Raw genomic sequence first — 25768 nt, 5'->3', positions numbered from 1 at the left:
GACCTCCACGGTGACCACCCGTCACCGTCCAGGGAGCCCCGTTGTCCACCACCGCCGTCGCGCTGCCCCGCCTGCCGCGCACCCCGGCCGCCGGGCGCCGCCGTCCGCCGGCCGCCGTGCTGGCCGCCGGCGCGCTGTGCGTGGTCGAGGCGGTCGCGCTGCTCGCCCTGGGCCTCACCTCGCTCGACGCGCTCTGGGGCACCGGGCTGCGCCCGCCCGGCGTCCTGGTGGCCGGGACCCTCGTCGGGCTCGCCGCGTGGGTCGTGCTCGTGGCCGCCGGCGGCGCCTGCCTGGTCGACGGCGCCGGCCACCGGCTGCTCGTGGGCACGGCGGTGGGGGAGCTCGCCGTCCTGGCCGTGCTCGCCGTCGGCGGGGCCAGCGGCGGTGTGCACCGGGTCGAGCTGGCCGGGCACGTGGTCGCGCTGTCCGCCGTCGCGGTCACGGCCGCCGTCGTCCCGCTGGTCAAGCTGCTGCTGGGCACCACGCCGGCGGCCGGCACCTGGACGGCGACGACCCGCCGCCCGGTCCGCGCCCCGCGCCCGCCGCTGGCCCACCGCCGGGCCCGGGCGCTCACCCTCGTCGCCGTCGCCGCGGTGCTGACCACCGTCGCGCTGACCGGCCAGCCCGCACCGGCCGGCACCGCGCCCACGAGCTCGGTCGACAGCGCTCACTAGTCTCGTGCCGTGAGTGATCGGCACATCCTGACCGCGGTCGCCTGGCCCTACGCCAACGGCCCCCGGCACATCGGCCACGTCTCGGGCTTCGGGGTGCCCTCCGACGTCTTCAGCCGGTACCAGCGGATGGCCGGCAACAAGGTGCTGATGGTCAGCGGCACCGACGAGCACGGCACCCCGATCACGGTGGCCGCCGACGCCGAGGGCGTCTCGCCGCAGGAGATCGCCGACCGGAACAACCGGATCATCGTCGGCGACCTGACCGGCCTCGGGCTGAGCTACGACCTGTTCACCCGGACGACGACCGCCAACCACGCGGCGGTGAGCCAGGAGATCTTCCTGGGCCTGCTCAAGAACGGCTACGTCTTCCCGCAGACCACCCTCGGCGCGATCAGCCCGTCGACCGGGCGCACGCTCCCGGACCGCTACATCGAGGGCACCTGCCCGATCTGCGGCTACGACGGCGCGCGCGGCGACCAGTGCGACAACTGCGGCAACCAGCTCGACCCGGTCGACCTGGTCAACCCGGTCTCCAAGATCAACGGCGAGACGCCGAAGTTCGTGGAGAGCGAGCACTGGTTCCTCGACCTGCCCGCCTTCGCCAAGGCGCTGGGCGACTGGCTGGGCACCCGGAAGAGCTGGCGACCCAACGTCCTGAACTTCAGCGTCAACCTGCTCGAGGACCTCAAGCCGCGCAGCTACACCCGCGACATCGACTGGGGAATCCGCATCCCGCTGCCCGACTGGCAGGACCGCGACGACAAGCGCATCTACGTGTGGTTCGACGCCGTGGTGGGCTACCTGTCGGCGTCCATCGAGTGGGCCCGCCGGTCGGGTGACCCGGAGGCGTGGCGGCAGTGGTGGCAGAGCCCGGACGCCGACGCCTACTACTTCATGGGCAAGGACAACATCGTCTTCCACGCCGAGATCTGGCCCGCGCAGCTGCTGGGCTACAACGGCGCGGGCGACAGGGGTGGCAGCCCGGGCTCCTACGGCACGCTGAACCTGCCGACCGAGGTGGTCTCCAGCGAGTTCCTGACGATGGAGGGGAAGAAGTTCTCCTCCTCGCGCCGGGTGGTCATCTACGTGCGCGACTTCCTGGAGCGCTACGACGCCGACGCGCTGCGCTACTTCATCGCCGTCGCCGGCCCGGAGAACCAGGACACCGACTTCACCTGGTCGGAGTTCCGCCGCCGCAACAACGACGAGCTGGTCGCCGGCTGGGGCAACCTGGTCAACCGGTCGGTCTCGATGGCGGCGAAGAACGTGGGCGCCGTCCCGCAGCCCGGCGACCTGACCGACGCCGACCGCGACCTGCTGGCGACGACGTCCGGTGCCTTCGGCACGGTCGGGGAGCTGCTGGGCCGCAACCGGCAGAAGGCCGCGATCAACGAGGCCATGCGGGTGGTCGGCGAGGCCAACAAGTACCTGTCGGACCAGGCCCCGTGGAAGCTCAAGGAGGACCCGGCCCGCCGGGACTCCGTGCTGTTCACCGCACTGCAGGCGATCAAGGACTGCAACGGCCTGCTGTCGCCGTTCCTGCCGCACGCCGCGCAGCAGGTGCACGAGCTGCTCGGTGGCGAGGGCACCTGGTCGGTGGCGCCGCGCATCGAGGAGGTCACCGACCTCGACGACGGCCGGCCCTACCCGGTGATCACCGGCGACTACGGGACCGGCCAGGCGGTCTGGGCGTCGGTGCCGATCACCCCGGGGACGCCGCTGGAGGCACCCAAGCCGGTCTTCACCAAGCTCGACGAGTCGATCGTGGACGAGGAGCTGCGCCGGTTCGAGGAGGGGTCCTGAGCCGCTCGGCGTCCTCGCGGGCGAACAAGCGGGGCGAGCTGCCGCCGTCCCCGGAGCCGTTGCCGGCCCCCGCGCTGGACAGCCACACCCACCTGGACATCGCCGTCGGCGGGGAGGACCGGCTGCCCACCGACGCCGAGGTGGACGCCGAGGTCGCGGCGGCGGCCGCGGTGGGCATCCCGCGGTTGGTGCAGGTCGGGGTGGACGTCGCCAGCTCGCGGTGGTCGGCCGCCCTGGCGGCGCGGCACCCGTCGGTGCTGGCCGCGGTCGCGCTGCACCCGAACGAGGCGGGGGCCGGTGCGGCGACGCCCGAGGCGCTGGCCGAGATCGACCGGCTCGCGGCGCAGCCCCGGGTGCGCGCGGTGGGGGAGACCGGCCTGGACCGGTTCCGCACCGGGTCCGAGGGGTGGGCGGCGCAGGAGGAGTCCTTCCGCGCGCACATCGGCATCGCCAAGCGGCACGGCATCGCCCTGGTCATCCACGACCGGGACGCGCACGCGGAGGTCCTGCGGGTGCTGGACGACGAGGGGCTGCCCGAGCACACGGTGTTCCACTGCTTCTCCGGCGACGCCGCGTTCGCCCGGCAGTGCCTGGACCGCGGCGCGGTCCTGTCCTTCGCGGGGACGCTGACCTTCGGCAACGCCGGCTACCTGCGCGAGGCGGCGGCCATCGCCCCGGTCGACCAGCTGCTGGTCGAGACCGACAGCCCCTTCCTCACCCCGGTGCCCCACCGGGGGAGGCCGAACGCCAGCCGCCTGGTGCCCCACACCGTCCGCGCCCTGGCGGAGGTCACCGGCACCGACCTCGAGCAGCTGTGCACCACCCTGACGGCCACGGCCGAACGGGTCTTCGGCCCCTGGCAGTACTGAGCACCGGCGCGGGGCCCGCAGGGTCCCCGCGGAGTGCCCGCCGGGCTCAGCCCACCCGGGGTGCGGCACGTGGGCACGCTGTGGTCCGAAGGACCACAATGGGCAAGGTGGGTCGCCTCATCGCCGTCGTGCTGTTCATCGCCGTGATGGTGCCCTCGGGCCTGCTGGCCCGGGCGTGGGCCAGGGCGGCCGACCGCCGCCTGGTGGCGAGCGGGTCGGTGGAGCTGGTGCCGCCGTCCGAGGCGGGGGCGGCGGTGCTGGCCCGGCAGGCGCGGCACGGCCGGCGGGTGCGGCAGCTGGGGTTCGTGCTCGGGCTGGTGCTGGTGGGCGTGAGCGTGGCGTTCTTCGCGGAGGCGTCGGTGTTCCTGTGGTTGCCGGCGCTGGTGGTGGGTCTGCTGGCCGGGGTGCTGCTGGCGGAGGCGACCCGGCCCCGGCCGCGGTGGGCGACGGGGTCGCGCAGGCCGCGGCGGGCCGAGCAGATCTCCCCGTGGCTGCTGTGGACGATGCGCGGCGCGGTGGCGGGGGAGCTGGTGGCCACGTCGGTGCTGTGGGACGCGGGGTCGCTGCGCGACGGGGTGGCTGTGGCCGCGCTCGTGGCGCCGGCCGTGGCCTGGCTGCTGGCCGAGGTGGCGCTGCTGCGGCTGGTGGTGCGCCCGCTGGCGGCCGACGGGTCCGACGTCCCGGTCGACGAGGCGCTGCGGACCTGGAGCGCGCACCTGGTCGTGGCCGCGGCCAGCACGGTCGCGCTGCTGCCGCTGGGTGCGCTGCTGCTGGTCGCCGGGGTGGACCTGGGTGACCGGGTGAGCGACGGGGTGGACCTGCTGCCGGTGGCCTTGGTGGCCGGCGGCTTCTCGGCGGTGACGGCGGGGCTGGCGGTGGCGTGGTTCCTGGTGACGTGGCTGCGTCCGGTGCGCCGCTCCGCGCCCGCTCTGGCAGGCTGAGCCAGCCCACACCGTGACGCTGGTCACACTGCGGAGAGCGACGAACTCTGCAGGTCACCGGGGAATTCGTGACGTGTGGTGTCGGCGTGGCTACTGCGTGTCGACTCGTCGACCTGTTTCGATCACGTCAGCAGCCCAGCTGCGAGCACCTCGTTCGTTATCGTGTCGTGACCGACCCGTCGGGGCGGGGGCCTGATCCCCCCGCCCGGGCCCCCGTGACCCGTGGATGTGCCGTGCACCGAACGCTCAAGCTCTCCCTCTTCGCCCTCGTCCTCGTGGGCCTCGTCGGCGGTTCCCTCGCCTTCGTGATCGCCCAGAAGTCGGTGACCCTCACCATCGACGGCCAGTCGCGCGAGGTCTCCACCTACGCCGACACCGCCGGCGAGGTGCTGGCCGACGAGGACGTCGCGGTCTCGGCCGACGACGTGCTGCTGCCCTCGGCCGACAGCCAGGTCGACGACGGCGACACCGTGGTCCTGAACCGGGCGCGTCCGCTGGAGCTGACCGTCGACGGCGTCACCACGACCGTCACCACCACCGCGCTGTCGGTGGACGAGGCTCTGGACCAGCTCGGCTACCGCGGCGACGGCCTGGTGCTGTCGGCCTCCCGCAGCGAGCGCGTGCCGCTGGACGGCATGGCCCTGCAGGTGACCACGCCCAAGACCGTCACCCTGGTCGCCGACGGCGCGACCCGCGACGTCACCACCACCGCCGGCACCGCGGGCGACCTGCTGGCCGAGCAGGGGCTGGCCCTGTCGCCGACCGACCGGATGAGCCTCTACCCGACCACCCCGCTGATGGACCGCATGGTGCTGCAGGTCTGGCGCGTGCAGGTCACCGAGGTGACCGAGCAGCAGTCGATCGACTACCAGACCGTCGAGACCGAGGACCCCGGCGCCACCGAGGGCACCCGCGAGGTGACCACCGAGGGCGTCGAGGGCTCGCAGACGGTCACCTTCACCGTCACCACCACCGACGGCGTCGAGACCTCCCGGGTGCAGACCGGCGTCACCGTGGACCAGGCGCCCGTCGACGAGCAGGTCAGCGTCGGCACCGCGCCCCGTCCCGCCCCGGCGGCCGCCCCCTCCGGCGGCAACACCGGCGCCTCGGCCCCGGCGTCGACCAGCGGCCTGAACTGGGACGCGCTGGCCCGTTGCGAGGCCGGTGGCAACTGGTCGATCAACACCGGGAACGGCTACTACGGCGGGCTGCAGTACAACATCTCGACGTGGAACGCCTACGGCGGCGGCGAGTTCGCCTCCCGTCCCGACCTGGCCACCCGTGAGCAGCAGATCGCCGTCGGCGAGCGGACCTACGCCGCCCGCGGTGCCTCGCCGTGGCCGTCCTGCGGCTCGCGCCTGCACAGCTGACCCGCTGAGCACCGCCGCCGACGCAGGCGACGGGCTGCTGGGCCCCGCGGAGATCCGCCGGCTGGCCCAGCAGCTCGACCTGCGCCCCACCAAGCAGCTCGGGCAGAACTTCCTGCACGACGCCAACACCATCCGGCGCATCGTGCGGACCGCCGAGCTCCGCCCGGACGACGTGGTCTGCGAGATCGGGCCGGGCCTGGGGTCGCTGACCCTGGGGCTGCTGCCCGCGGCCGCACGCACCGTCGCCGTCGAGGTCGACCCGCGGCTGGCCGAGCAGCTGCCGGTGACCGTGGCCGACCGGGTGCCGCAGCTGGCCGACCGGCTGACCGTGGTCACCGCGGACGCCATGCGGGTGACCGAGCTGCCCGGGCCGCCGCCCACCGCGCTGGTCGCGAACCTGCCCTACAACATCTCGGTCCCGGTGCTGCTGCACTTCCTGCAGACCTTCCCGACGATCCGGACGGCGCTGGTGCTCGTGCAGCTGGAGGTGGCCGACCGGCTGGCCGCCGCACCGGGCAGCGACGCCTACGGCGTCCCCAGCGTGAAGGCCGCCTGGTACGCCGACGTGCGGCGGGCCGGGGCGGTGGGCCGACCGGTCTTCTGGCCGGTGCCCAACGTCGACTCCGGGCTGGTCCGCCTCACCCGGCGCGAACCGCCGCCCGGCGACCGCGCGGCCACCTTCGCCGCCGTCGACGCGGCCTTCGCCACCCGGCGCAAGGGGCTGCGCGCGGCCCTCGCCGGCTGGGCGGGCAGCCCGGCCGCCGCCGAGACGCGGCTGCGGGCCGCCGGCATCGACCCGACCTGGCGCGGCGAGCGGCTCGGCGTCGCCGACTTCGCCCGGCTCGCCGCCACCGACCCGGTCGCGGCAGGCTGACCCCATGCCGCACGCGACCGCCGGGGGACCGGGCAGGATCCACGGGGACGGGTCGGTCACCGCGCACGCCCCCGCCAAGGTCAACGTCCACCTCGGCGTCGGCCCGCTGCGGGCCGACGGGTTCCACGAGCTGACCACGGTCTACCTGGCGGTGTCGCTGCTGGACTCGGTCACCGTCTGGCCGGACGAGGGCCTGTCGGTCACCGTCACCGGCGAGGGTGCCGACGGGTCGGTGCCCACCGACTCGCGCAACCTGGTGTGGCAGGCCGCCGAGCTGCTCGCCCGGCACGCGGGCGTCCGGCCGGACGCCGCGCTGCACGTCGACAAGTCGATCCCCGCGGCCGCCGGCCTCGCCGGGGGGTCCGCCGACGCCGCGGCGGCGCTGGTCGCGCTGGACGCCTTGTGGGGCACGCACTGCACCCGCGGTGACCTGGCCGGGCTGGCCGCCCGGCTGGGCAGCGACGTCCCCTTCAGCCTGGTGGGCGGCACGGCCCTCGGCACCGGCCGGGGGGAGCAGCTGTCCCCGGTGCTGTCGCGGCACCGCACCGACTGGGTGCTGGGCATCGCCGGCGACGGCCTGTCCACCCCCACGGTCTACCGCGAGCTCGACCGGCTCCGCGACGCCGGCGACCTGCCCCCCGACTCGGTCGCCGGCCCGGCCGACGACGTCCTCACCGCGCTCCGGGGCGGGGACGCCGGCGAGCTGGCCGCCCGGCTGGCCAACGACCTGCAGGCCCCCGCCGTCCACCTGCGGCCGGAGCTGCGCCGTGCGCTGGGGGTGATGACCGGGGCCGGGTGCCTCGGCGCGCTGGTCAGCGGCTCGGGCCCGACGGTCGCCGGGCTGCTGCCCGACGCCGACGCCGCGGAGGAGACCGCCGCCGCCCTCGCCGCCAGCGGCGCGTTCCGGGCCGTGCGGGCGGTGCACGGCCCGGTCCCGGGCGCCCGGCTGGCCGGCTGACCGGCCGGGCCGTGGTCGCCCCGCCCCCCGCCGCGCCCTAGGCTCGGGCAGTCCCCGGGTGTGCCCGGGGTCGTGGGGGATGGGGTAATCGGCAGCCCGCCGGCCTTTGGAGCCGTGCAGTCTCGGTTCGAGTCCGAGTCCCCCAGCTGCACCGTCGCGACGTCCCTGGGGAGATCCGTTGGCACAGCCCGCTCAGACCGTCGGCGCCGTCGTGGTGCTGGCCGCCGGACAGGGAACGCGGATGCGTTCCCGCACGCCGAAGGTGCTGCACCCGCTCGGCGGGCGCAGCATGCTCGGCCATGTGCTGGCGGCCGCCGAGCCGCTGGCCGCCGCGGCCACCGTCGTCGTCGTCGGCTCCGGCCGCGACCAGGTCGAGGCGCACCTGGCGGGCATCGCCCCGCACGCGCGCACCGTGGTGCAGGAGCAGCAGAACGGCTCCGGGCACGCCGCGGCGCTGGCCCTGGACACCCTCGCCGAGCTGAGCGGCCCGGTGCTCATCGTCAACGGCGACGCCCCCCTGCTGCGGGCCAGCACCGTCCAGGCGCTCGTCGACGCGCACCTCGGTGCCGGTGACGTGCTGACCGTGCTCACCGCGACGGTGCCCGACCCCACCGGGCTGGGTCGGATCGTCCGGGACGCCGAGGGCCGGGTGACCGCGATCGTCGAGGAGCGCGACGCCACGCCCGAGCAGCGCGCCATCACCGAGGTCAACGCCGGGGTCTACCTCGGCGACGGCCCCGCGGTGCGGGCCGCGCTGACCCGGGTCGGCGCCGCGAACGACCAGGGTGAGCAGTACCTGACCGACGTCCTCGGGCTGCTGGTCGGCGACGGCGCGCAGGTCGGGGGCCACCGGGCGGCGGACGCCGAGGACACCCTGGGGTGCAACGACCGGCGCGAGCTCGCCGCCCGCCGGCGCACGCTCAACGACCGGGTGGTCGACGACCTGATGCGGTCCGGGGTGACCGTGGTCGACCCGGCCACCACCTGGGTCGACGTCACCGTGGAGGTGGGCCAGGACGCCGTCCTGCACCCCGGGGTGCAGCTGCTCGGCGCCACCGTCGTCGCCGCGGGCGCGGAGGTCGGGCCGGACAGCACGCTCACCGACACCGAGGTGGGGGAGGGCGCCCGGGTGGTGCGCACCCACGCCGAGCTCGCCGTCGTCGGGCCCGAGGTGTCGGTCGGCCCCTTCGCCTACCTGCGTCCGGGCACCCGGCTGGCGCGGGGCGCCAAGGTGGGCACGTTCGTGGAGACCAAGAACGCCGTCGTCGGCGAGGGGTCGAAGATCCCGCACCTGTCCTACGTCGGCGACGCCACCATCGGCGAGGGCACCAACATCGGGGCGGCCACCGTCTTCGTCAACTACGACGGCGTGGCCAAGCACCACACCACGATCGGCTCGCACGCCCGCACCGGCGCGGACAACATGTTCGTGGCGCCGGTCACGGTGGGGGACGGCGCCTACACCGCCGCCGGGTCCGTGATCACCACGGACGTCCCGCCGGGGGCGATGGGTGTGGCCCGGGCCACCCAGCGGAATGTGGCAGGGTGGGTGGGCCGACGCCGTCCGGGGACGGCGGCCGCCGAGGCGGCCGAGGCGGCCACCGCCAGGACCTCCGACGACGCCCAGGGGACCCCGTCATGAGCGCGATCACGCAGACGCCGACCAAGAGCCTGATGCTGTTCAGCGGCCGGGCCTTCCCCGAGCTCGCCGACGAGATCGGCGGGCACCTCGGCGTCGCGCCGACGCCGACGTCGAGCTACGAGTTCGCCAACGGCGAGCTCTACGTGCGGTTCGAGGAGTCCGTGCGCGGCTCGGACGCCTTCATCGTGCAGAGCCACACCTCGCCGGTGAACACCTGGCTGATGGAGTCGCTGCTCATGGTCGACGCCGCCAAGCGCGCCTCGGCCAAGCGCATCACCGTCGTCGCGCCGTTCTTCCCCTACGCCCGGCAGGACAAGAAGCACCGCGGCCGCGAGCCCATCTCCGCCCGCCTGGTCGCCGACCTGTTCAAGACCGCGGGTGCCGACCGGCTCATGTCGGTGGACCTGCACACCGCCCAGGTGCAGGGCTTCTTCGACGGCCCGGTCGACCACCTGTTCGCCATGGACCTGCTCATCGACGAGGTCAAGCGCAAGTGGGGCGACCGCGACCTCACCGTCGTGTCGCCCGACTCCGGCCGGGTCCGGGTGTCCGAGCGCTGGTCGGACAAGCTCGGCGGCACCCCGCTGGCCTTCATCCACAAGACCCGCGACATCACCCGGCCCAACGAGGTCGTGGCCAACCGCGTCGTCGGCGAGGTCAAGGGCCGGGTCTGCATCCTGGTCGACGACATGATCGACACCGGCGGCACGATCACCAAGGCCGCCGAGACGCTGTTCGCCGAGGGCGCGGCCGACGTGGTCATCGCCGCCACCCACGGCGTGCTCTCCGGCCCCGCGGTCGACCGCCTGAAGAACAGCCGGGCCGCCGAGGTGCTCATCACCAACACGCTGCCCGTGCCGCCGGAGCGGCAGTTCGACAAGCTCACCGTGCTCTCCATCGCCCCGCTGCTGGCGCGGGCGATCAAGGAGGTCTTCGAGGACGGCTCGGTCACCAGCCTCTTCGACGGCGCGAGCTGAGCCTGGGGTAGGGTGTGCGGCTGTTGCCCGGCGAGGGAGCTGCCGCTCCGTGATCGACGTGCGTGTGCGCCTCCAGGTGTGTCCGTGCGTCCAGGCGCCGGGACCCACACCTCTAGCTAGGAGCACACCACCGTGGCTGATTTCCGTCTCGAGGCCGAGACCCGCACCGAGTTCGGCAAGGGCAGCGCCCGCCGCACCCGGCGCGCCGGCCGCGTCCCCGCCGTCCTCTACGGGCACGGCCAGGACGTCGTCCACCTGTCCCTGCCGGCCCGCGAGTTCGCCGCGGCGCTGCGCAACGGCGGCACCAACGTCCTGCTGACCGTCGTCCTCGACGGCAAGGAGCAGCTCGCGCTGACCAAGGCCGTGCAGCGCGACCCGCTGACCCGCGTCCACGAGCACGTCGACCTGCTGGTCGTCCGCCGCGGCGAGAAGGTCACCGTCGACGTCCCCGTCACCGTCACCGGTGACGTGGCCCCGGAGACCATCACCAACTTCGAGCTCAACACGATCTCGATCGAGGTCCCGGCCACGAGCATCCCCGAGAACATCGAGATCGACGTCGAGGGCCGCGCGGCCGGCCAGGGCATCACCGCGGCCGACGTCGAGCTGCCCGAGGGCGCCACCCTGCTGACCGACCCCGAGGCCCAGGTCATCGGCTTCCTGGCCGCCCCGACCGCCGAGGCGCTGGAGGCCGAGCTCGCCGAGGCCGAGGCCGAGGCCGGCATCGAGCGCGACGAGTCCGACGCCGACGGCGACGTCGTGCCCGAGCCCTCCGACCAGGGCAGCGGCGAGTCGATGGACGCCGCCGAGAACTCCGCGGACGCCTGAGCGGTCCGTTGACCGAGAGCACGACCCGCAGGGGCGCCGGCACCGCCGGCGCCCCTGCGGCGTCCCCGGAGCCCCCCGCCGGCCCCTTCCTGGTGGTGGGGCTCGGCAACCCCGGTCCCGGCTACGCCGGCAACCGGCACAACGTCGGCGCGATGGTGCTGGCCGAGCTGGCCGCCCGCGCCGGGGTGAAGCTGTCCCCGGGCAAGGGCCCGCGTGCCCGGTCGGCGTCGGGTGACGGGCGGCTGGCCGGACGGCGGGTGGTGCTCGCCCAGCCGAGCACCTACATGAACGAGTCGGGCGGCCCGGTGAAGGGCCTGCTGGACTACCACTCCATCGACCCCACCTGCCTGGTGGTGGTGCACGACGAGCTCGACCTGGACTTCGACGTCGTCCGGCTCAAGCGCGGTGGCGGCGAGGGCGGGCACAACGGCCTGCGCTCGATCTCCCGGTCCACCGGCACCCGGGACTACCTGCGCGTGCGGGTGGGCATCGGGCGCCCGCCCGGCCGGCAGGACCCGGCGGACTTCGTGCTCAAGGACTTCTCCGCCACCGAGCGCAAGACCCTCGAGCTGCTGGTCGGCGAGGCCGCCGACGCCACCGAGCTGCTGCTGGAGAAGGGCCTGGAGGCGGCGCAGAACGTCGTTCACCCGCGCTCCTGAGCGTCCCCCTCCCGGGTGAGGCCCGGCTGTCCCGCGTTGACCCCGGGACCGCCGCGGCCGACGGTCGACGGGTGAACCGCTGCCGACGACGTCCCGGGGCGCACGGTGTCCGCGCCTGAGGTCCGCGGGCCCGAGCAGCCCGAGCAGCGGCCCGAGCGGTCCGTCGACGACGTGGTCCGGCGTGCCCGCGAGGCCCACGCCGCGGAGCTGGCCGAGGCCGCGGCCGAGGCGGCCGAGGCGGCTGCGCAGGGCCTGCGCGCCGACGGTGCGTTCGGCGCCGACTCCGTCCGGCCGGTCGCCGGCCGGCCCGCGGTGCCGCGCACGGCGCCGGCCGGCCCCCGCGAGCTGCCCCGCCGCCGCGCCGGGGACGTCGCCCGCGGGACGCTGTCCGACCTGCCGATGTACGACCCGCTCTCCGCCCGGCGCCGTCGCACCCCGGAGTGGCTGTCGGCCTACCTGGGTGGTCTGCTCCTGCTGGACGGCCTCGCCCTGGTCGTCGCGGTCCTGCTGGCCGCGGACCTGCAGCCGGGCCCGGTCCAGCTGCTCGCCGCCGCCGGGGTGTGGGCGGTCGCCCTCCAGCTGGCCGGTGCCTACCGGGAGGCCTACTTCGGGGCCGGCACCCAGGAGTACCGCCGGGTGCTGGTCGCCGCCACCGGGCTGGTGGCCGCGCTCGCGGTCGCCGAGTCGGTCGCCGGACCCTGGGCCTGGGGCACGACCGACGTCGTCCTCGCCCTGGCCGTCGGGGCCGGGCTGACCGTGCTGGGCCGCCGGGTGGCGCGGACCCGGATGCACGCCCGCCGCCGGCAGGGCCTGATGGGCAAGCGCGTCGTCCTGGTCGGCCGCGAGGTCGCGCTCGTCGACATCGCCGAGCGGCTCCGCCGGGACGCGACGTCGGGCTGGACGGTCGTCGGGGCCTGCGTGCCCGACCCCGGGGCCGCCGGCGGGCTCGCCCGGATCGGCGTCCCCGTCCTCGGCGGTCTGGACCACGTGCCGGCCGTGCTCGACCAGGCCCGCGCCGACGCGGTGATGGTCGCCGCGGCCAGCGAGGGCGGCGCCTCCTACCTCCGGCAGCTCGCCTGGCGGCTCGAGGGCACCAACATCGAGGTCCTGCTCGCGCCGGGCCTGGTGGAGGTCGCCGTCGACCGGCTCGAGGTGCGCCCCACCATCAGCTTCCCGGTCGTGCAGATCATGGAGCCCTCCTACCGGGGGCTGCGCCGGCTGGCCAAGTCCGCCCTCGACCGCGGCGCGGCGCTCGTCGGCCTGGCCCTGCTGTCCCCGTTGCTGGTGGCGCTGGCGGTCGCGGTCAAGTGCGAGGACGGCGGGCCGGTGCTCTACCGGCAGGCCCGGGTGGGCCGGCACGGCCGGGTCTTCGACGTGCTGAAGTTCCGCAGCATGACCGTCGGGGCCGACGCCCGGGTCGAGGAACTGGCCACGGCGGACGAGGGCAACGGGGTGCTGTTCAAGATGCGCTCCGACCCGCGGGTGACCCGGATCGGGCAGCTGCTGCGCCGGTGGTCCCTCGACGAGCTCCCGCAGCTGGTGAACGTGCTGCGGGGGGAGATGTCGCTGGTCGGCCCGCGACCGGCGCTGCCCGTCGAGGTGGCCACCTACGGGCCGGACATGCAGCGGCGGCTGCTGGTGCGCCCCGGGGTGACCGGCCTGTGGCAGGTCAGCGGCCGGTCCGACCTCAGCTGGGCCGAGACCGTCGAGCTCGACGTCCGCTACGTGGACAACTGGTCGGTCGGACGCGACCTGTCGATCCTGTTCCGCACGGCGCGCGCCGTGGTGGCGGGGTCCGGGGCCTACTGACCGCACGTGGCCGTGGCAGGGCGCACGGTCACGACACGGCTGTCCGCGGCCGGGGAGGCGGACGAGGGCACCCGCGGCCTCCTCACGGTGGCCGCGCGGCCCTAGCCTGCGCCGCGAGGGCTCGAGGGGACGCCCTCCACGCGAGGAGCAGCCCGATGACGACGTCGACCGTCCGCCGGTCCGTGGCACCCCTGGTGCTGGCCCTGCTGCTGCTGGGGCTGGCCACCGCGCCGGCGCGGGCCGACACCGCCCCGGCCGGCGGCGCCACCGCGGCCGCCCCCGTGACGGTCTCGGCGGACCCGCTGCCGACCGTGCAGATCAACGGTGTGGCGTGGTCGCAGGTGGTCGTCGGCACCACCGTCTACGTCGCGGGCAAGTTCACCCGGGCCCGGCCCGCGGGGGCGGCGCCCGGCACCCAGGAGACGGTCCGGAACAACCTGCTCGCCTACGACATCCGCACCGGCCAGCTGATCACCTCGTTCGCACCGGACCTCAACGCCCAGGCACTGGTCGTCACCGCCTCCCCGGACGGTTCGCGGCTCTACGTCGGCGGCGACTTCACGGTGGCCAACGGCCAGAGCCGGCTGCGGGTCGCGGCGTACGACACGGCCACCGGGGCGCTGGTGAGCGGTTTCGCCCCCGCCGTCTACGGCCAGGTGCGGGCACTGGCCGCGACGGCCACGACGGTCTACGCCGGGGGTTCGGTCTCCAGCGTGGGCAGCGTGGGCCGCAACCGGCTCGCCGCGTTCACCGCCTCCACCGGCGCGCTGCTGCCCTGGGCGCCGCAGCCCGGCGTCGGGTCCACCTCCGGCAACCGCGACGGCAGCACGGTCACCAGCAACGCCGTCCTGGCCCTCGTGGTCACCGGCGGGGGCAGCCAGGTCGTGGCCGCGGGCCGGTTCGACAGCCTCAACGGCACGAAGTCGACCGGCGTCGGCGCGCTCGACCCGGTCAGCGGGGCCACCCGGTCGTTCGCGGTGAACCGGCTGATCACCAACCAGGGCGTCAACTCCGCGGTCTGGAGCCTGTCGACCGACGGGACGACGGTGTGGGGCAGCGGCTACGACTACTACGGCCCAGGGAACCTCGAGGGCGCCTTCGCCGCGCGGGCCGACGGCGGCGGTGTGGTGTGGATCGACGACTGCCACGGCGACACCTACTCCACCTTCGCGCAGGGCGGGGCGGTCTACGTGGCCACCCACGCCCACGACTGCGGGAACATCGGCGGCTACCCCGAGCAGAACCCCCGGGTGAACCTGTTCGGGCTGGCGTTCTCGCAGGCGCCGGTCGGCACCGTCGGCACCGCGACGCTGCGCAACCGCAACTTCACCGGGCAGCCGGCCCCGGCGCTGCAGACCTGGTTCCCGACCTTCTCCAGCGGCACCGTCACCGGCCAGTACCAGGCCGGGTGGAACGTCACCGGCAACGCGCAGTACGTGGTCTACGGCGGGGAGTTCCCCCGGGTCAACGGCACCGCCCAGCAGGGCCTCGTCCGGTTCGCGGTGCCGGCGTCGGCGCCGAACCGGGTGGGCCCGGTGGCCGCCCAGCTCACCCCGTCGGTCAGCCAGCCCAGCGGCGGTGCGGCCCGGGTGAGCTGGCCGGCGACCACCGACCAGGACAACGGCACCCTGGTGTACCGGGTGTTCCGCGACGGCGGCAGCACCCCGGTCCACCAGGTGCCGGTGTCCTCGACCTGGTGGAACCGACCGACCACGACCTTCACCGACACCGGGCTGGCCAACGGCCAGCACTCCTACCGGGTCAGCGCCACCGACCCGTTCGGCAACGTGGTCACCTCCGCCCCGGTCACCATCACCACCACCGGCGGGACCACGACCCCGCCGCCGCCCACCACCACGGCACTGGCGCAGGACTCCTTCACCCGCACCTCGACCGCCGGGTGGGGCACCGCCGACGTGGGGGGCACCTGGACGGTGAGCTCCACGGCGACCACCTCCGTCGACGGGCAGCGCGGGGTGCTGTCCCTGCCGGCCCCGGGCCGGTCGGCGGCGGCGACCCTGGAGTCCGCGCAGGGCACCGACGTCGCCCTGCAGGCGGCCCTGTCGGTGTCGGCCACCCCGACCGGGGGCGGCACCTACGTCTACCTGGACGCGCGCCGGTCCGGGTCGACGGCCTACCGGCTCACCGCCCGGTTCCAGGCCGACGGCAGCGTGCAGCTGGTCCTCGCCCGCCGGGTCGCCGGGGCGGACACCGTCCTGGGCAGCACGGTGCTGCCGGGCCTCGGCGCGGGTGCGGTCGTCCGTCTGGAGGCGCGGGGCACCGGCACGACGACGCTCCGGGTCAGCGCGTGGGCGCGGGGCGGGACCGCCCCGGCGACCCCGCAGCTGACCGCGACCGACAGCCAGGCCGAGCTGCAGCGGGCCGGCGCGGTGGGGGTCGCCGCCTACCTGTCCGGCAGTGCGTCGACGGGCACCCAGGTGCTCGTCGACGACGTGTGGGCCGGGGCCCCGGGCACCGGACCGGCCGCGGGGTGAGACGCAGGCCGGTCCTGGCGCTCGCCGGCGCCGGGCTGCTCGTGGCGGTCGTGCTCGCCCTGGTGCTGACCGGCGGGGACGACCAGCCGCGGACCGACCACGCAGCCTCCCCGTCGGCGACCACGGCGGCACCCACGTCGTCCTCCGCGCCGGTGCAGGGCCCCGCGCTGCCGACGACGGCGTCGGGCACGTCGTCCGCGGCGCCGGGCACGGCGACCGCCCCGACCACGGCGGCCGCGCCCGGTGGCGGGGCGGCGGAGCAGCGGCCCGCCGAGCTGCCCGCGGTGCCGCTGGACGCCGGGGCCACGGTGCCGGGCGTGGTGTCGGGCCGGCTGGTGGTGGTCGAGGCGGTGCAGGCCACCGGGAGCGGGGTGGGCAACGTCTCGGGCCCGGCCCTGCGGGTCACCGTCGAGCTGACCGGCGATGGGCGGACGCTGTCGCTGGACGGCAGCTACGTCGAGCTCCTCACCGGCCCCGACCTGACCCCCGCCTCGCCGGTGGACGACCCGTCCACGGCGCCGCTGCAGGGCCAGCTGCCCCCGGGCGGGACGGCGACCGGCGTGTACGTCTTCAGCGTCGACGACGGCGCCCGCGGGGACGTCACCGTACGGGTGCAGCCCGCACCGGGGGAACCGTTCCTGGTGTTCCGGGGTGCGGCCGGCTGACCACGGGCGCACCCCGCCCGGCGCGGACTAACCTGGACGACGGCCCCCCGCGCGCCCGTGCGACCTGCACGGGCTGCGTGAGCGGTGCGGCCCGGACCCGATGGAGTACCCCCTCGTGAGCCTGCGCGGCGTGCTCGACGTCGTCCTGACCGACCCCGGCATGGCCCGGGTGGTGGGCCGGGCCGGCGCGGCCGACCTGGCCGTCACCGCCCCGCCCACCGTGCAACCGCTCGTCGCCGCGGCGCTGGCCGCGCCGTCGCCCGGGGCGTCGGTCCCCGTCCTGGTGGTGACGGCGGGGGAGCGGGACGCCGACGCGACCGCCGACCTGCTGCGCTGCTTCGTCCCCGACCGCCGGGTCGAGGTGTTCCCGGCGTGGGAGACGCTCCCGCACGAGCGGCTCAGCCCCCGAGCGGACACCGTCGGCCGCCGGCTCGCCGTGCTGCGCGACCTCACCCACCCGGAGGCCGCGACCGGGGCGATCGACGTCCTCGTCGCCCCGGTGCGCAGCCTGCTGCAGCCGCTCACCCCGGGCCTCGGCGACCTCACCCCGGTCGAGCTGCGGCCCGGCGACGAGGCCGAGCTCGACGCCGTCGCCCAGCGGCTGGTCGATGCCGCCTACACCCGCGTGGAGCTGGTCGAGAAGCGCGGCGAGTTCGCCGTCCGCGGTGGCCTGCTCGACGTCTTCCCGCCCACCGAGCCGCACCCGGTCAGGGTCGAGTTCTGGGGCGACGAGGTCGACGAGCTCCGGTACTTCTCCGCGGCCGACCAGCGGTCGCTGGACGAGCGGCCCGAGCGGCTGTGGGCACCGCCGTGCCGCGAACTGCTGCTCACCCCCGAGGTCCGCGAGCGGGCCCGGGCGCTGGCGGTCGAGCACCCCGAGCTGGCCGAGGTCGCCGACTCCCTCGCCGAGGGCATCGCCGTCGAGGGCATGGAGGCGCTCATCCCGGCGCTGATCGGGTCCGCGCGCATGGAGCTGCTCACCGACCTGGTGCCGCGCGGCACGCACGTGCTGGTCTGCGACCCCGAGCGGGTGCGCAGCCGAGCCGCGGACCTGGTGCGCACCGCCGAGGAGTTCCTCGCCGCGTCCTGGCAGACCGCCGCCGAGGCCGGCCAGGCGCCGGTCGACCTGGGCGCCTCGAGCTTCCGCGACCTCGAGGACGTCGCCGACGACGCCCGGGGCCGCGGCCTGCCCTGGTGGACCACCGGTGCCTTCACCCTCGCCGTCGAGGACGACGACGAGCACGTCACCCTGCAGGCGACCGGCGTCGACCGGTTCCACGGCGACGCCGACGCCGCCACCGCCCGGCTGCGGGAGTGGTCGCGCGAGGGCTGGCGGGTCGTGCTCACCTTCGCCGGGCCGGGCCCCGCGCAGCGCGCCGCCGACCAGCTGACCGAGGCCGACCTCGGCGTCCGGCTGGTGCCCGACATCGCCACCCCCCAGGACGAGGGCCTGACCTACGTCACCCAGGGCAACCTGGAGTCCGGGTTCGCGCTGCCGGGCGTGAAGCTCGCCCTGGTCACCGAGCACGACCTGACCGGCCAGCGCGGCACGAGCATGCGCGACGCGCAGAAGATGCCGGCCCGCCGGCGCAACGCCGTCGACCTGGTCCAGCTGCAGCCCGGCGACCTGGTCGTGCACGAGCAGCACGGCATCGGCCGCTACGTCGAGATGGTCAGCCGCACCGTGCACGGCGGCCAGCGCGACTACCTGATCGTGGAGTACGCGCCCGGCAAGCGGAACCAGCCGCCGGACCGCCTCTTCGTGCCCACCGACGCCCTGGACCAGCTGACCCGCTACGTCGGCGGCGAGGCACCGGCGCTGTCCAAGCTGGGCGGCGCGGACTGGGCCAAGACCAAGGGCCAGGCCCGCAAGGCGGTCAAGCAGATCGCCGCCGAGCTCATCCGGCTCTACTCCGCCCGGATGGCCACCAAGGGCCACGCCTTCGGCCCCGACACCGTCTGGCAGCGCGAGCTCGAGGACGCCTTCCCGTTCCAGGAGACACCCGACCAGCTGGCGGCCATCGACGAGGTCAAGGCCGACATGTCCCAGTCGGTGCCGATGGACCGGATCATCTGCGGCGACGTCGGCTACGGGAAGACCGAGATCGCCGTCCGGGCGGCCTTCAAGGCGGTGCAGGACGGCAAGCAGGTCGCCGTCCTGGTGCCGACGACGCTGCTGGCCAACCAGCACTTCAAGACCTTCTCCGAGCGGTTCGCCCAGTTCCCGGTCACCGTCGCCGCGCTGTCGCGGTTCCAGTCGAAGGCCGAGAGCGACGAGACGCTGCGCAAGCTCGCCGACGGCGAGGTCGACGTGCTCGTCGGCACCCACCGCCTGCTGCAGCCGACCACCCGGTTCAAGGACCTCGGCCTGGTGATCGTGGACGAGGAGCAGCGCTTCGGCGTCGAGCACAAGGAGTACCTGAAGACCATGCGGACGGCGGTCGACGTGCTGTCGATGTCCGCGACGCCGATCCCGCGCACCCTGGAGATGAGCCTCACCGGCATCCGGGAGATGTCGACGATCCTCACCCCGCCCGAGGAGCGGCACCCGGTGCTGACCTACGTCGGCGCGTGGGAGGACAAGCAGATGGCCGCGGCCATCCGGCGCGAGCTGCTGCGCGACGGCCAGGTCTTCGTCATCCACAACCGGGTGCAGTCGATCGACAAGGCCGCCGCGACCATCCGCCGACTGGTGCCCGAGGCGCGGGTGGCGGTGGGCCACGGCCAGATGAAGGAGCACGAGCTCGAGCGGATCATGGTCGGCTTCTGGGAGAAGGAGTACGACGTCCTGGTCGCCACGACCATCGTCGAGTCCGGGCTGGACATCCCCAACGCCAACACCCTGATCGTCGACCGGGCCGACACCTTCGGCCTGTCCCAGCTGCACCAGATCCGGGGCCGCGTGGGTCGTGGCCGGGAGCGGGCCTACGCCTACTTCACCTACGACCCGACCCGCCCGCTCACCGAGACCTCGGTCGACCGGCTGACCACGATCGCGCACAACACCGACCTCGGGGCCGGCATGGCGGTGGCGATGAAGGACCTCGAGATCCGCGGCTCGGGCAACCTGCTCGGCGGCGAGCAGTCCGGCCACATCGCCGGCGTGGGCTTCGACCTCTACGTCCGGCTGGTCGGCGAGGCGGTCACCGACTACCGCGCCCAGGTCAGCGGCGAGGAGGCACCGGCCGAGCCGGTCGACGTCCGGGTCGACCTGCCGGTGGACGCGCACCTGCCGCACGACTACGTGCCCGGCGAGCGGCTGCGGATGGAGGCCTACCGCAAGGTCGCCTCGGTGCAGGACGACGGCCAGGCGCAGGCCGTGCTCGACGAGCTCACCGACCGCTACGGTCCAGTACCCGCACCGGTGCTCAACCTGCTGGCCGTGGCCCGGTTCCGCGCGGCGGTGCGCAAGCTGGGGGTCACCGAGGTGTCGATGGCCGGGCGCAACGTGCGCATCTCGCCGGTCGTGCTGCGGGAGTCCCAGCAGATGAAGCTGGCCCGCCTGGCCGACGGCGCCACCTACAAGTCACAGGTCGAGACCGTCTCGCTCAAGGTCCCGGTCGGCCCCGACCGCCGCACCCCGCTGCGCGACGTCGCCCTGCTGGAGAAGCTGCACGCACTGCTGACGTCCGTGCTGGAGCAGCCGGTCGCCGCATGACGCTGGCCGTCGCGGCGCTGGCCGGCGCCGTGCTCTGCTACGGCGTCGCCGGTGACCGGCTCAGCACGGGCGCGCAGGCCGCCGGGTCGCCGCTGCGCTCCCGCACCTGGTGGACCGGCACGGCGCTGCAGGCGGGTGCCTTCCTGCTGGCGCTGGTCGCCCGGCACGACCTGCCGCTGCTGGTGGTGCAGTCGGCGATCGTGGCGGCGCTGGCGGTGACCGCGGTGCTGCAGCAGGTCACGGGCGTGCGGCGGCTCGGTCGCGGCGAGGCGGTCGCCGTCCTGGGCACGGTGGCCGGCCTGGCCCTGCTGTCGGCGGCCACCCTGCCCGGGCCGGCCGTCGTCGAGGGCCCCGTGCTCGGCTGGCTGGTCGCCGGCCTCGCGGTCGCCGCGGCCGGGGTCCTGGTCCCGGCGAGCACCTGGGGGTCGGGCGCCCTGGCCGGGGTCGGCTTCTCGGTGGGCGCGGTGGGTGCGCGGGTGCTCGTGTCGGAGCTGCCCGAGCGGTGGTGGGCGTTCTGGGCGTTCCCCGGCGCGGTCTGGCTGGCCGGCCTGGCCACCGTCGGCGGCCTGCTGCTCGGTCAGCTGCACCTGACCCGCGGCCTGGCCGGTGCGCCCGCCGTCCCGGTGCTGGCGGTCATGTACGTGGTCAGCACCGTCGTCCCGGCCGCGATCGGGCACTGGCTGCTCGACGAGCAGGTGCGGCGGGGGTGGGCGGTCGCCGCCGTCGTGGGCTGCGCCGTGGCGCTGGCCGCCGCCGTGGCGTTGCTGCGCGGGGGACGGGTACCCGCGGCGGGCTGAGTCGCAGATCACGTCGGGCGTGAGAAGGTCACCCCGTGCGCCGACGTCCGATCGTGTCCCTGCTGGTGCTCGGGCTCGCCGTGCTGGGCCTCGCCGGGTGCCGCACGTCGCCCGACGTCGCGGCCTACGTCGGCGACGCGCAGATCACCACGGGCCAGCTGCAGGCCGCCGTCGACGAGCGGCTGGCCGACCCCGACATCGCCTCCTACGCCGCCGGGCAGGACGGCGGCGCCTTCACCCGCCAGGTGCTCACCCTGATGATCGGCGAGCGGGTCTACGACGCGGTCGAGCAGCGCTACGGCGTCGACGTCACCGAGGGGCAGGTCAGCACCCGCATCACCGACCTGCTGGCCGGCGAGGACGAGGACACGCTGTTCACCCAGCTCGCCCAGCAGCAGGGCCTGACCCGCGACGACGCCCGGGAGATCATCCGCGAGCTGCTGCTCCGGGAGGAGGTCGCGCAGGCGGAGGGGCTGGCCGACCTCTCCGACGCCGGGCTGCAGGCCGCCTACGAGGACGCGGCGCAGGCCGGCCAGCAGTTCGAGCTCGGCTACATCACCGTGCCCGACCAGGCCACCGCGGACGCCGTCGCGGCCCAGCTGCGCGCCGACCCGGCCGGCTACGCCGCGCTCGCCGCGCAGTACGCGGGCACCTACACCCTCGCCGCGCCGCAGCAGCGCACGCTGGACCAGCTGCCCCCGGTGCTCGCCACGCCGGTGCAGCAGACCCTGCCCGAGGGCGTCTTCACCCTCCCGGTCGCCGAGACCGGGGGGGTCGTCGTCGGCCAGGTGACCTTCCCGCCGTTCGAGGACCTGGAGAGCAGCCTCACCGACCAGGCCCGGCAGGCCGCCTCCGACGCCGCCCAGCCGCTGGTCGACGGCCTGCGCGCCGACCTCGACGTCGTGGTCAACCCCCGCTACGGCGCGCTCGACGACGGCCAGGTCGTCGAGGGCGACGGCGGGGTCGTGCAGATCCTCGGCGGGGGCTCCGCGGGAGACTGAGCGGGTGCCCACCCTCCTCGTCGTCGGTCCCCGCCTCCCCGGCCTGCTCGGGCCCGCCGCCTGGCAGGCCCTGGCCGCCGCGCCCGCGGTGCACGCGCTCCCCGGGGCCGCGGCCACCGCCGCCGTGCTGCGCGAGGCCGGGGTGGCGGTCCTCGACGCCACCGACGCCACGGCGGCCGGGCCGGACGACGTCGTGCTGCTCACCGCCGAGGAGGCCGGGGACGCCCCGGTCGTGGTGGCCGCCCCCGAGCCGGCCGGGGCCCGGCTGCTGGACGTCGTCGCCGTGATGGACCGGCTGCGCTCGCCCGGCGGCTGCCCCTGGGACGCCGAGCAGACCCACGCCTCCCTGCGCCGCTACCTGCTGGAGGAGGCGCACGAGGCCTACGACGCGATCACCGACGAGGACCCGGTCGCCATGCGCGAGGAGCTCGGCGACGTGCTGCTGCAGGTGGTCTTCCACGCGCGGGTGGCCGCCGAGTCCCCGACCGGGTTCGACGTCGACGACGTCGCGGGGGAGCTGGTCGACAAGCTGGTCCGCCGGCACCCGCACGTGTTCGGCGACGCCGGCCCGAAGGACGTCGCCGGCGTCGAGGCGGGCTGGGAGGAGATCAAGAGGAAGGAGAAGCAGCGCCGCTCGCCGACCGAGGGCGTCTCCACGACCCAGTCGGCCGCCGCGTGGGGAGCGGCCCTGGTCTCCCGCGCCCGCCGGGCCGGGCTGCCCACACCGCCGCCCGCCGGGCTGGACGCCCCCGACCAGGCGGCCCTGGGCGAGCACCTGCTCGGCGTGGTGTCCGCCGCCGCCGACCGCGGGTGGGACGTCGAGGACGCGCTGCGCAGCGCCGTCCGCCGCTACGCCGCCGAGCTGGACGCCGCGGCTCAGTCCTGACCGCGGGTGCCGGCCGGCGCGGGGGAGGAGCCCAGCTGCTGCGGCAGCCAGAACAGCAGCGCGGCGCCCAGCACCGACGCCACGACGAACCCGGCCGGCCCGCTGCCGTCGACGTAGGCCCACAGCAGGCCGAGCACCGGGGCGAGCACGACGGCCACGGCGTCACCGCGCAGCTGCCGGCCCAGTGGCTGGTCGGTCGCGTCCGGGTCGACCGGGGCCTGCCGGACGTCGCCGCGCGGAGCCGTCCGGCGGACCCGGCCCGAGGGCCACACCTGCCGCCCGTCGACCACCGGCAGCACCCGGGTCGCGCTCGCCGGGTCGCCGTGCACCTGCACCGGTGCGTCGGCCCGCATCCGGTCCAGCTCGGGCGCCCAGTGCACCGGCACCCAGCGGACCCCGCGGCCGGTGGTCAGCTCCAGCCAGCTGCGCACCAGCAGCCCCTGCCGGACGACGACGTGGGTGCCGGTCGCGGCGGTGACCGGCAACCGGGCCAGGCGGGGGCGCCCCACCAGCCGCCGCAGGGTGGCCACGGCGACGGCGAGGACCGCCACGACGACCACGACCAGGCCGAACAGGACGTCGCGCACCGCGGTGTGCGCGGCGTCGCCGTCGGCGTAGACCGCCGCCGGGTCGGCCGGGTCGTACTGCACCGGCACCTCGGTGCCGTCGGGGACGGCGACGGCCTCGCGCAGCTGCAGCACCCCGCGCTGCTGCCCCCCGTCGGCGTCGGTCCAGGTGACCGTCACCGAGCGGTCCTGCACCGACTGCACGGTCGCCGTCGCGGTGGCGGTGGCCCGGGCCAGCGGCTCCTGCGCGGCGCCCAGCCGGACGGCGAGCACCACGAGCAGGACGACGCCGACCAGGAGGACGGGGGCCAGCCCGGCCAGCAGCTGGGTGCGGGCGCGGCGGTGGGTGCGGGTGGGCGGTCGGTCGGTCATCGCGGCCATGGTCCCGCACCGGCGCGGCCCCGATAGGCTGCGCCCCGTGGCCAGCATCGATGCAGTAGGCGCGCGGGAGATCCTCGACTCGCGCGGAAACCCGACGGTGGAGGTCGAGGTCGCCCTCGACGACGGCACGATCGCCCGCGCGGCGGTGCCCAGCGGCGCCTCCACCGGTGCCTTCGAGGCGGTGGAGCTCCGCGACGGCGGCGACCGCTACCTCGGCAAGGGCGTGACCAAGGCCGTCGACGGCGTCCTGGACGTCATCGGCCCCGAGCTCGTGGGCTTCGAGGCCACCGAGCAGCGGCTGGTCGACCAGGCGCTCATCGACCTCGACGGCACCCCCGACAAGTCCCGCCTGGGCGCCAACGCGATCCTCGGCGTCAGCCTCGCCGTCGCCAAGGCCGCGGCCGAGTCCACCGGTCTGCCGCTGTTCCGCTACGTGGGCGGCCCGTCGGCGCACGTGCTCCCCGTCCCGATGATGAACATCGTCAACGGCGGTGCCCACGCCGACTCCAACGTCGACGTCCAGGAGTTCATGATCGCCCCCGTCGGGGCGGCCACCTTCGCCGAGGCCCTGGCCACCGGCGCGGAGGTCTACCACGCGCTGAAGTCGGTGCTGAAGAAGCGCGGGCTGTCGACCGGGCTGGGCGACGAGGGCGGCTTCGCCCCCGACCTGCCGAGCAACCGCGACGCCCTCGACCTGATCGCCGAGGCCGTGGAGAAGGCCGGCTACTCCGTCGGCACCGACATCGCCTTCGCCCTCGACGTCGCGGCGACCGAGTTCCACTCGGCCGACGGCTACGCCTTCGAGGGCAGGAGCCTGACCGCCGGCGACCTGACCGAGTACTACGCCGGCCTGCTGGACGCCTACCCGATCGTCTCGATCGAGGACCCGCTGTCCGAGGAGGACTGGGAGGGCTGGGTCGACCTGACCGCGGCCATCGGCGACAAGGTGCAGATCGTCGGCGACGACCTGTTCGTCACCAACCCCGCCCGCCTGGCCGACGGCATCGCCCAGGGCGCGGCCAACGCGCTGCTGGTGAAGGTCAACCAGATCGGCACGCTCACCGAGACCCTCGACGCGGTCAACCTGGCCCACCGGTCGGGCTACCGCTGCATGATGAGCCACCGCTCGGGCGAGACCGAGGACACCACGATCGCCGACCTCGCCGTCGCCACCGACTGCGGGCAGATCAAGACCGGTGCCCCGGCCCGCTCCGAGCGCGTGGCGAAGTACAACCAGCTGCTGCGCATCGAGGAGGAGCTCGACGACGCCGCCCGCTACGCCGGCGCCGCCGCCTTCCCGCGGCTGACCCCCGCCTCCTGAGCGGGGCGCGACCCGTGGCCGACGCCCGCCCCCGCCGGGGCTCCACGCCCGGCGGGGGCGGGCGCGCGCCCGGACGTCGTCGTGCGGCGCCCCGCCCGTCCGCCTCGGGCGGCCGCGGTGCCGCCGACGCCCGGCAGGGCCGGCGGCGCACCCGCCGGCCGGCCCGCACCGCCACCGCGGCCGGCCGCACGCCGCTGGTCACCGGCCGTGCGGTGCTGCTCGGCGTCCTGGTGCTGGTCCTGCTGCTCACCCTGGCCGGGCCGGTGCGCAGCTTCGTCGCGGGCCGGCAGGCCCTGGCCGAGCTGGCCGCGGACAACCAGGCGCTGTCGCTGCGCCAGCAGCAGCTGCAGGCCCAGCTCGACCGGCAGTCCGACCCGGCCTACGTGGTGCAGCAGGCCCGGGAACGGCTGAACTTCGTGCTGCCCGGTGACCGGGTGGTCGTCGTCGCCGACGGCACCGTCGTCGAGGGCGAGGAGCCGGCGCAGACGCCCGACGCCGCCCAGGACACCGAGCAGCCGCCCTGGTACGAGGGTCTGCTGGAGTCCATCACCACCGCCGACGGCACAGCCGGCTCGGGCGGCTGACAGAATCCGG

The 25768-nt window shown here is 75.4% G+C and carries 21 protein-coding genes and 1 tRNA gene; 21 read left to right on the top strand and 1 reads right to left on the bottom strand.

Annotation, left to right across the window (positions count from 1 at the left end; translation table 11 throughout):
- The first annotated feature begins 41 nt into the window (after positions 1-41).
- The 19 genes from BM158_RS08915 to BM158_RS08825 all read left to right on the top strand — a co-directional run bounded on the left by BM158_RS08915 (position 42) and on the right by BM158_RS08825 (position 22906).
- Positions 42-674 carry a hypothetical protein gene (locus tag BM158_RS08915; protein ID WP_091556835.1) on the top strand — a complete coding sequence of 211 codons (633 nt, stop codon included), beginning with the start codon at positions 42-44 and terminating at the stop codon, positions 672-674.
- 9 nt (positions 675-683) lie between these two features.
- Positions 684-2477, top strand: a complete 1794-nt coding sequence (metG, locus tag BM158_RS08910; RefSeq protein WP_091556833.1) for a methionine--tRNA ligase — start codon at positions 684-686, stop codon at positions 2475-2477.
- A gap of 59 nt (positions 2478-2536) precedes the next feature.
- Complete coding sequence (locus BM158_RS08905; protein WP_229827740.1) at positions 2537-3346, top strand: TatD family hydrolase; 810 nt, start codon at positions 2537-2539, stop codon at positions 3344-3346.
- 98 nt (positions 3347-3444) lie between these two features.
- A complete protein-coding gene (locus tag BM158_RS08900; protein WP_409359888.1) occupies positions 3445-4287 on the top strand; it encodes a hypothetical protein in 843 nt (280 codons plus the stop codon).
- Positions 4288-4520: 233 nt separating this feature from the next.
- Entirely contained in the window at positions 4521-5657 is a 1137-nt protein-coding gene (locus BM158_RS22690; protein ID WP_091556831.1) for a resuscitation-promoting factor, read from the top strand.
- Positions 5614-6531, top strand: a complete 918-nt coding sequence (rsmA, locus tag BM158_RS08890; RefSeq protein ID WP_091556830.1) for a 16S rRNA (adenine(1518)-N(6)/adenine(1519)-N(6))-dimethyltransferase RsmA — start codon at positions 5614-5616, stop codon at positions 6529-6531. Before BM158_RS22690 ends, rsmA begins: the two co-directional genes overlap by 44 nt.
- Before the next feature lie 4 nt (positions 6532-6535).
- Positions 6536-7489 carry a 4-(cytidine 5'-diphospho)-2-C-methyl-D-erythritol kinase gene (locus BM158_RS08885; protein WP_091556828.1) on the top strand — a complete coding sequence of 318 codons (954 nt, stop codon included), beginning with the start codon at positions 6536-6538 and terminating at the stop codon, positions 7487-7489.
- A 73-nt stretch (positions 7490-7562) separates the two neighbouring features.
- A tRNA-Gln gene (locus BM158_RS08880) sits at positions 7563-7635 on the top strand.
- Between the two features lie 32 nt (positions 7636-7667).
- Entirely contained in the window at positions 7668-9131 is a 1464-nt protein-coding gene (glmU, locus tag BM158_RS08875; RefSeq protein ID WP_091556827.1) for a bifunctional UDP-N-acetylglucosamine diphosphorylase/glucosamine-1-phosphate N-acetyltransferase GlmU, read from the top strand.
- On the top strand, positions 9128-10108 hold the full coding sequence (locus BM158_RS08870; protein ID WP_091556825.1) for a ribose-phosphate diphosphokinase: 981 nt from the start codon (positions 9128-9130) through the stop codon (positions 10106-10108). The genes glmU and BM158_RS08870 overlap by 4 nt, the downstream gene beginning before the upstream one ends.
- Before the next feature lie 132 nt (positions 10109-10240).
- The gene (locus BM158_RS08865) at positions 10241-10936 is read left to right on the top strand and encodes a 50S ribosomal protein L25/general stress protein Ctc (RefSeq protein ID WP_091556823.1); all 696 of its coding nucleotides are present in this window, start codon (positions 10241-10243) and stop codon (positions 10934-10936) included.
- Positions 10937-10944: 8 nt separating this feature from the next.
- Entirely contained in the window at positions 10945-11595 is a 651-nt protein-coding gene (gene pth / locus BM158_RS08860; protein WP_165628874.1) for an aminoacyl-tRNA hydrolase, read from the top strand.
- A 105-nt stretch (positions 11596-11700) separates the two neighbouring features.
- Positions 11701-13404, top strand: a complete 1704-nt coding sequence (locus tag BM158_RS08855; protein ID WP_091556821.1) for a sugar transferase — start codon at positions 11701-11703, stop codon at positions 13402-13404.
- A gap of 155 nt (positions 13405-13559) precedes the next feature.
- Positions 13560-15899, top strand: coding sequence for a hypothetical protein (locus tag BM158_RS08850; protein WP_091556820.1), 2340 nt, complete (start codon positions 13560-13562; stop codon positions 15897-15899).
- Positions 15896-16564 (top strand): DUF4352 domain-containing protein, encoded by a 669-nt coding sequence (locus BM158_RS08845; protein WP_131802002.1) that lies wholly within the window; start codon positions 15896-15898, stop codon positions 16562-16564. The genes BM158_RS08850 and BM158_RS08845 overlap by 4 nt, the downstream gene beginning before the upstream one ends.
- Positions 16565-16664: 100 nt before the next feature.
- Complete coding sequence (gene mfd / locus BM158_RS08840) at positions 16665-20222, top strand: transcription-repair coupling factor (protein ID WP_091556816.1); 3558 nt, start codon at positions 16665-16667, stop codon at positions 20220-20222.
- On the top strand, positions 20219-21019 hold the full coding sequence (locus BM158_RS08835) for a hypothetical protein (protein WP_091556814.1): 801 nt from the start codon (positions 20219-20221) through the stop codon (positions 21017-21019). Before mfd ends, BM158_RS08835 begins: the two co-directional genes overlap by 4 nt.
- A 35-nt stretch (positions 21020-21054) precedes the next feature.
- The gene (locus BM158_RS08830) at positions 21055-22020 is read left to right on the top strand and encodes a SurA N-terminal domain-containing protein (protein ID WP_091556813.1); all 966 of its coding nucleotides are present in this window, start codon (positions 21055-21057) and stop codon (positions 22018-22020) included.
- A 4-nt stretch (positions 22021-22024) separates the two neighbouring features.
- Complete coding sequence (locus BM158_RS08825) at positions 22025-22906, top strand: nucleoside triphosphate pyrophosphohydrolase (RefSeq protein WP_091556811.1); 882 nt, start codon at positions 22025-22027, stop codon at positions 22904-22906.
- On the opposite strand, the gene BM158_RS21750 is transcribed toward BM158_RS08825, so the two are convergent.
- Positions 22897-23844 (bottom strand): DUF3592 domain-containing protein, encoded by a 948-nt coding sequence (locus BM158_RS21750; protein WP_165628873.1) that lies wholly within the window; start codon positions 23842-23844, stop codon positions 22897-22899. The genes BM158_RS08825 and BM158_RS21750 overlap by 10 nt on opposite strands.
- A 46-nt stretch (positions 23845-23890) precedes the next feature.
- On the opposite strand from BM158_RS21750, the gene eno reads away from it, so the two are divergent.
- Together eno and BM158_RS08810 are read left to right on the top strand one after the other, a co-directional pair.
- Positions 23891-25174, top strand: a complete 1284-nt coding sequence (gene eno, locus BM158_RS08815) for a phosphopyruvate hydratase (RefSeq protein ID WP_091558594.1) — start codon at positions 23891-23893, stop codon at positions 25172-25174.
- Between the two features lie 14 nt (positions 25175-25188).
- Positions 25189-25758: a septum formation initiator family protein gene (locus tag BM158_RS08810; RefSeq protein WP_091556808.1), complete on the top strand. Its 570-nt coding sequence runs from the start codon at positions 25189-25191 to the stop codon at positions 25756-25758.
- The last annotated feature ends 10 nt before the right edge of the window (positions 25759-25768 follow it).

It is taken from the genome of Klenkia taihuensis, from assembly GCF_900112525.1.
In the GTDB taxonomy this organism is placed as follows: Bacteria; Actinomycetota; Actinomycetes; order Mycobacteriales; family Geodermatophilaceae; genus Klenkia; species Klenkia taihuensis.
Note: the sequence above shows the minus strand (reverse complement) of the source record. Positions and strands in the feature narration are given on the sequence as shown.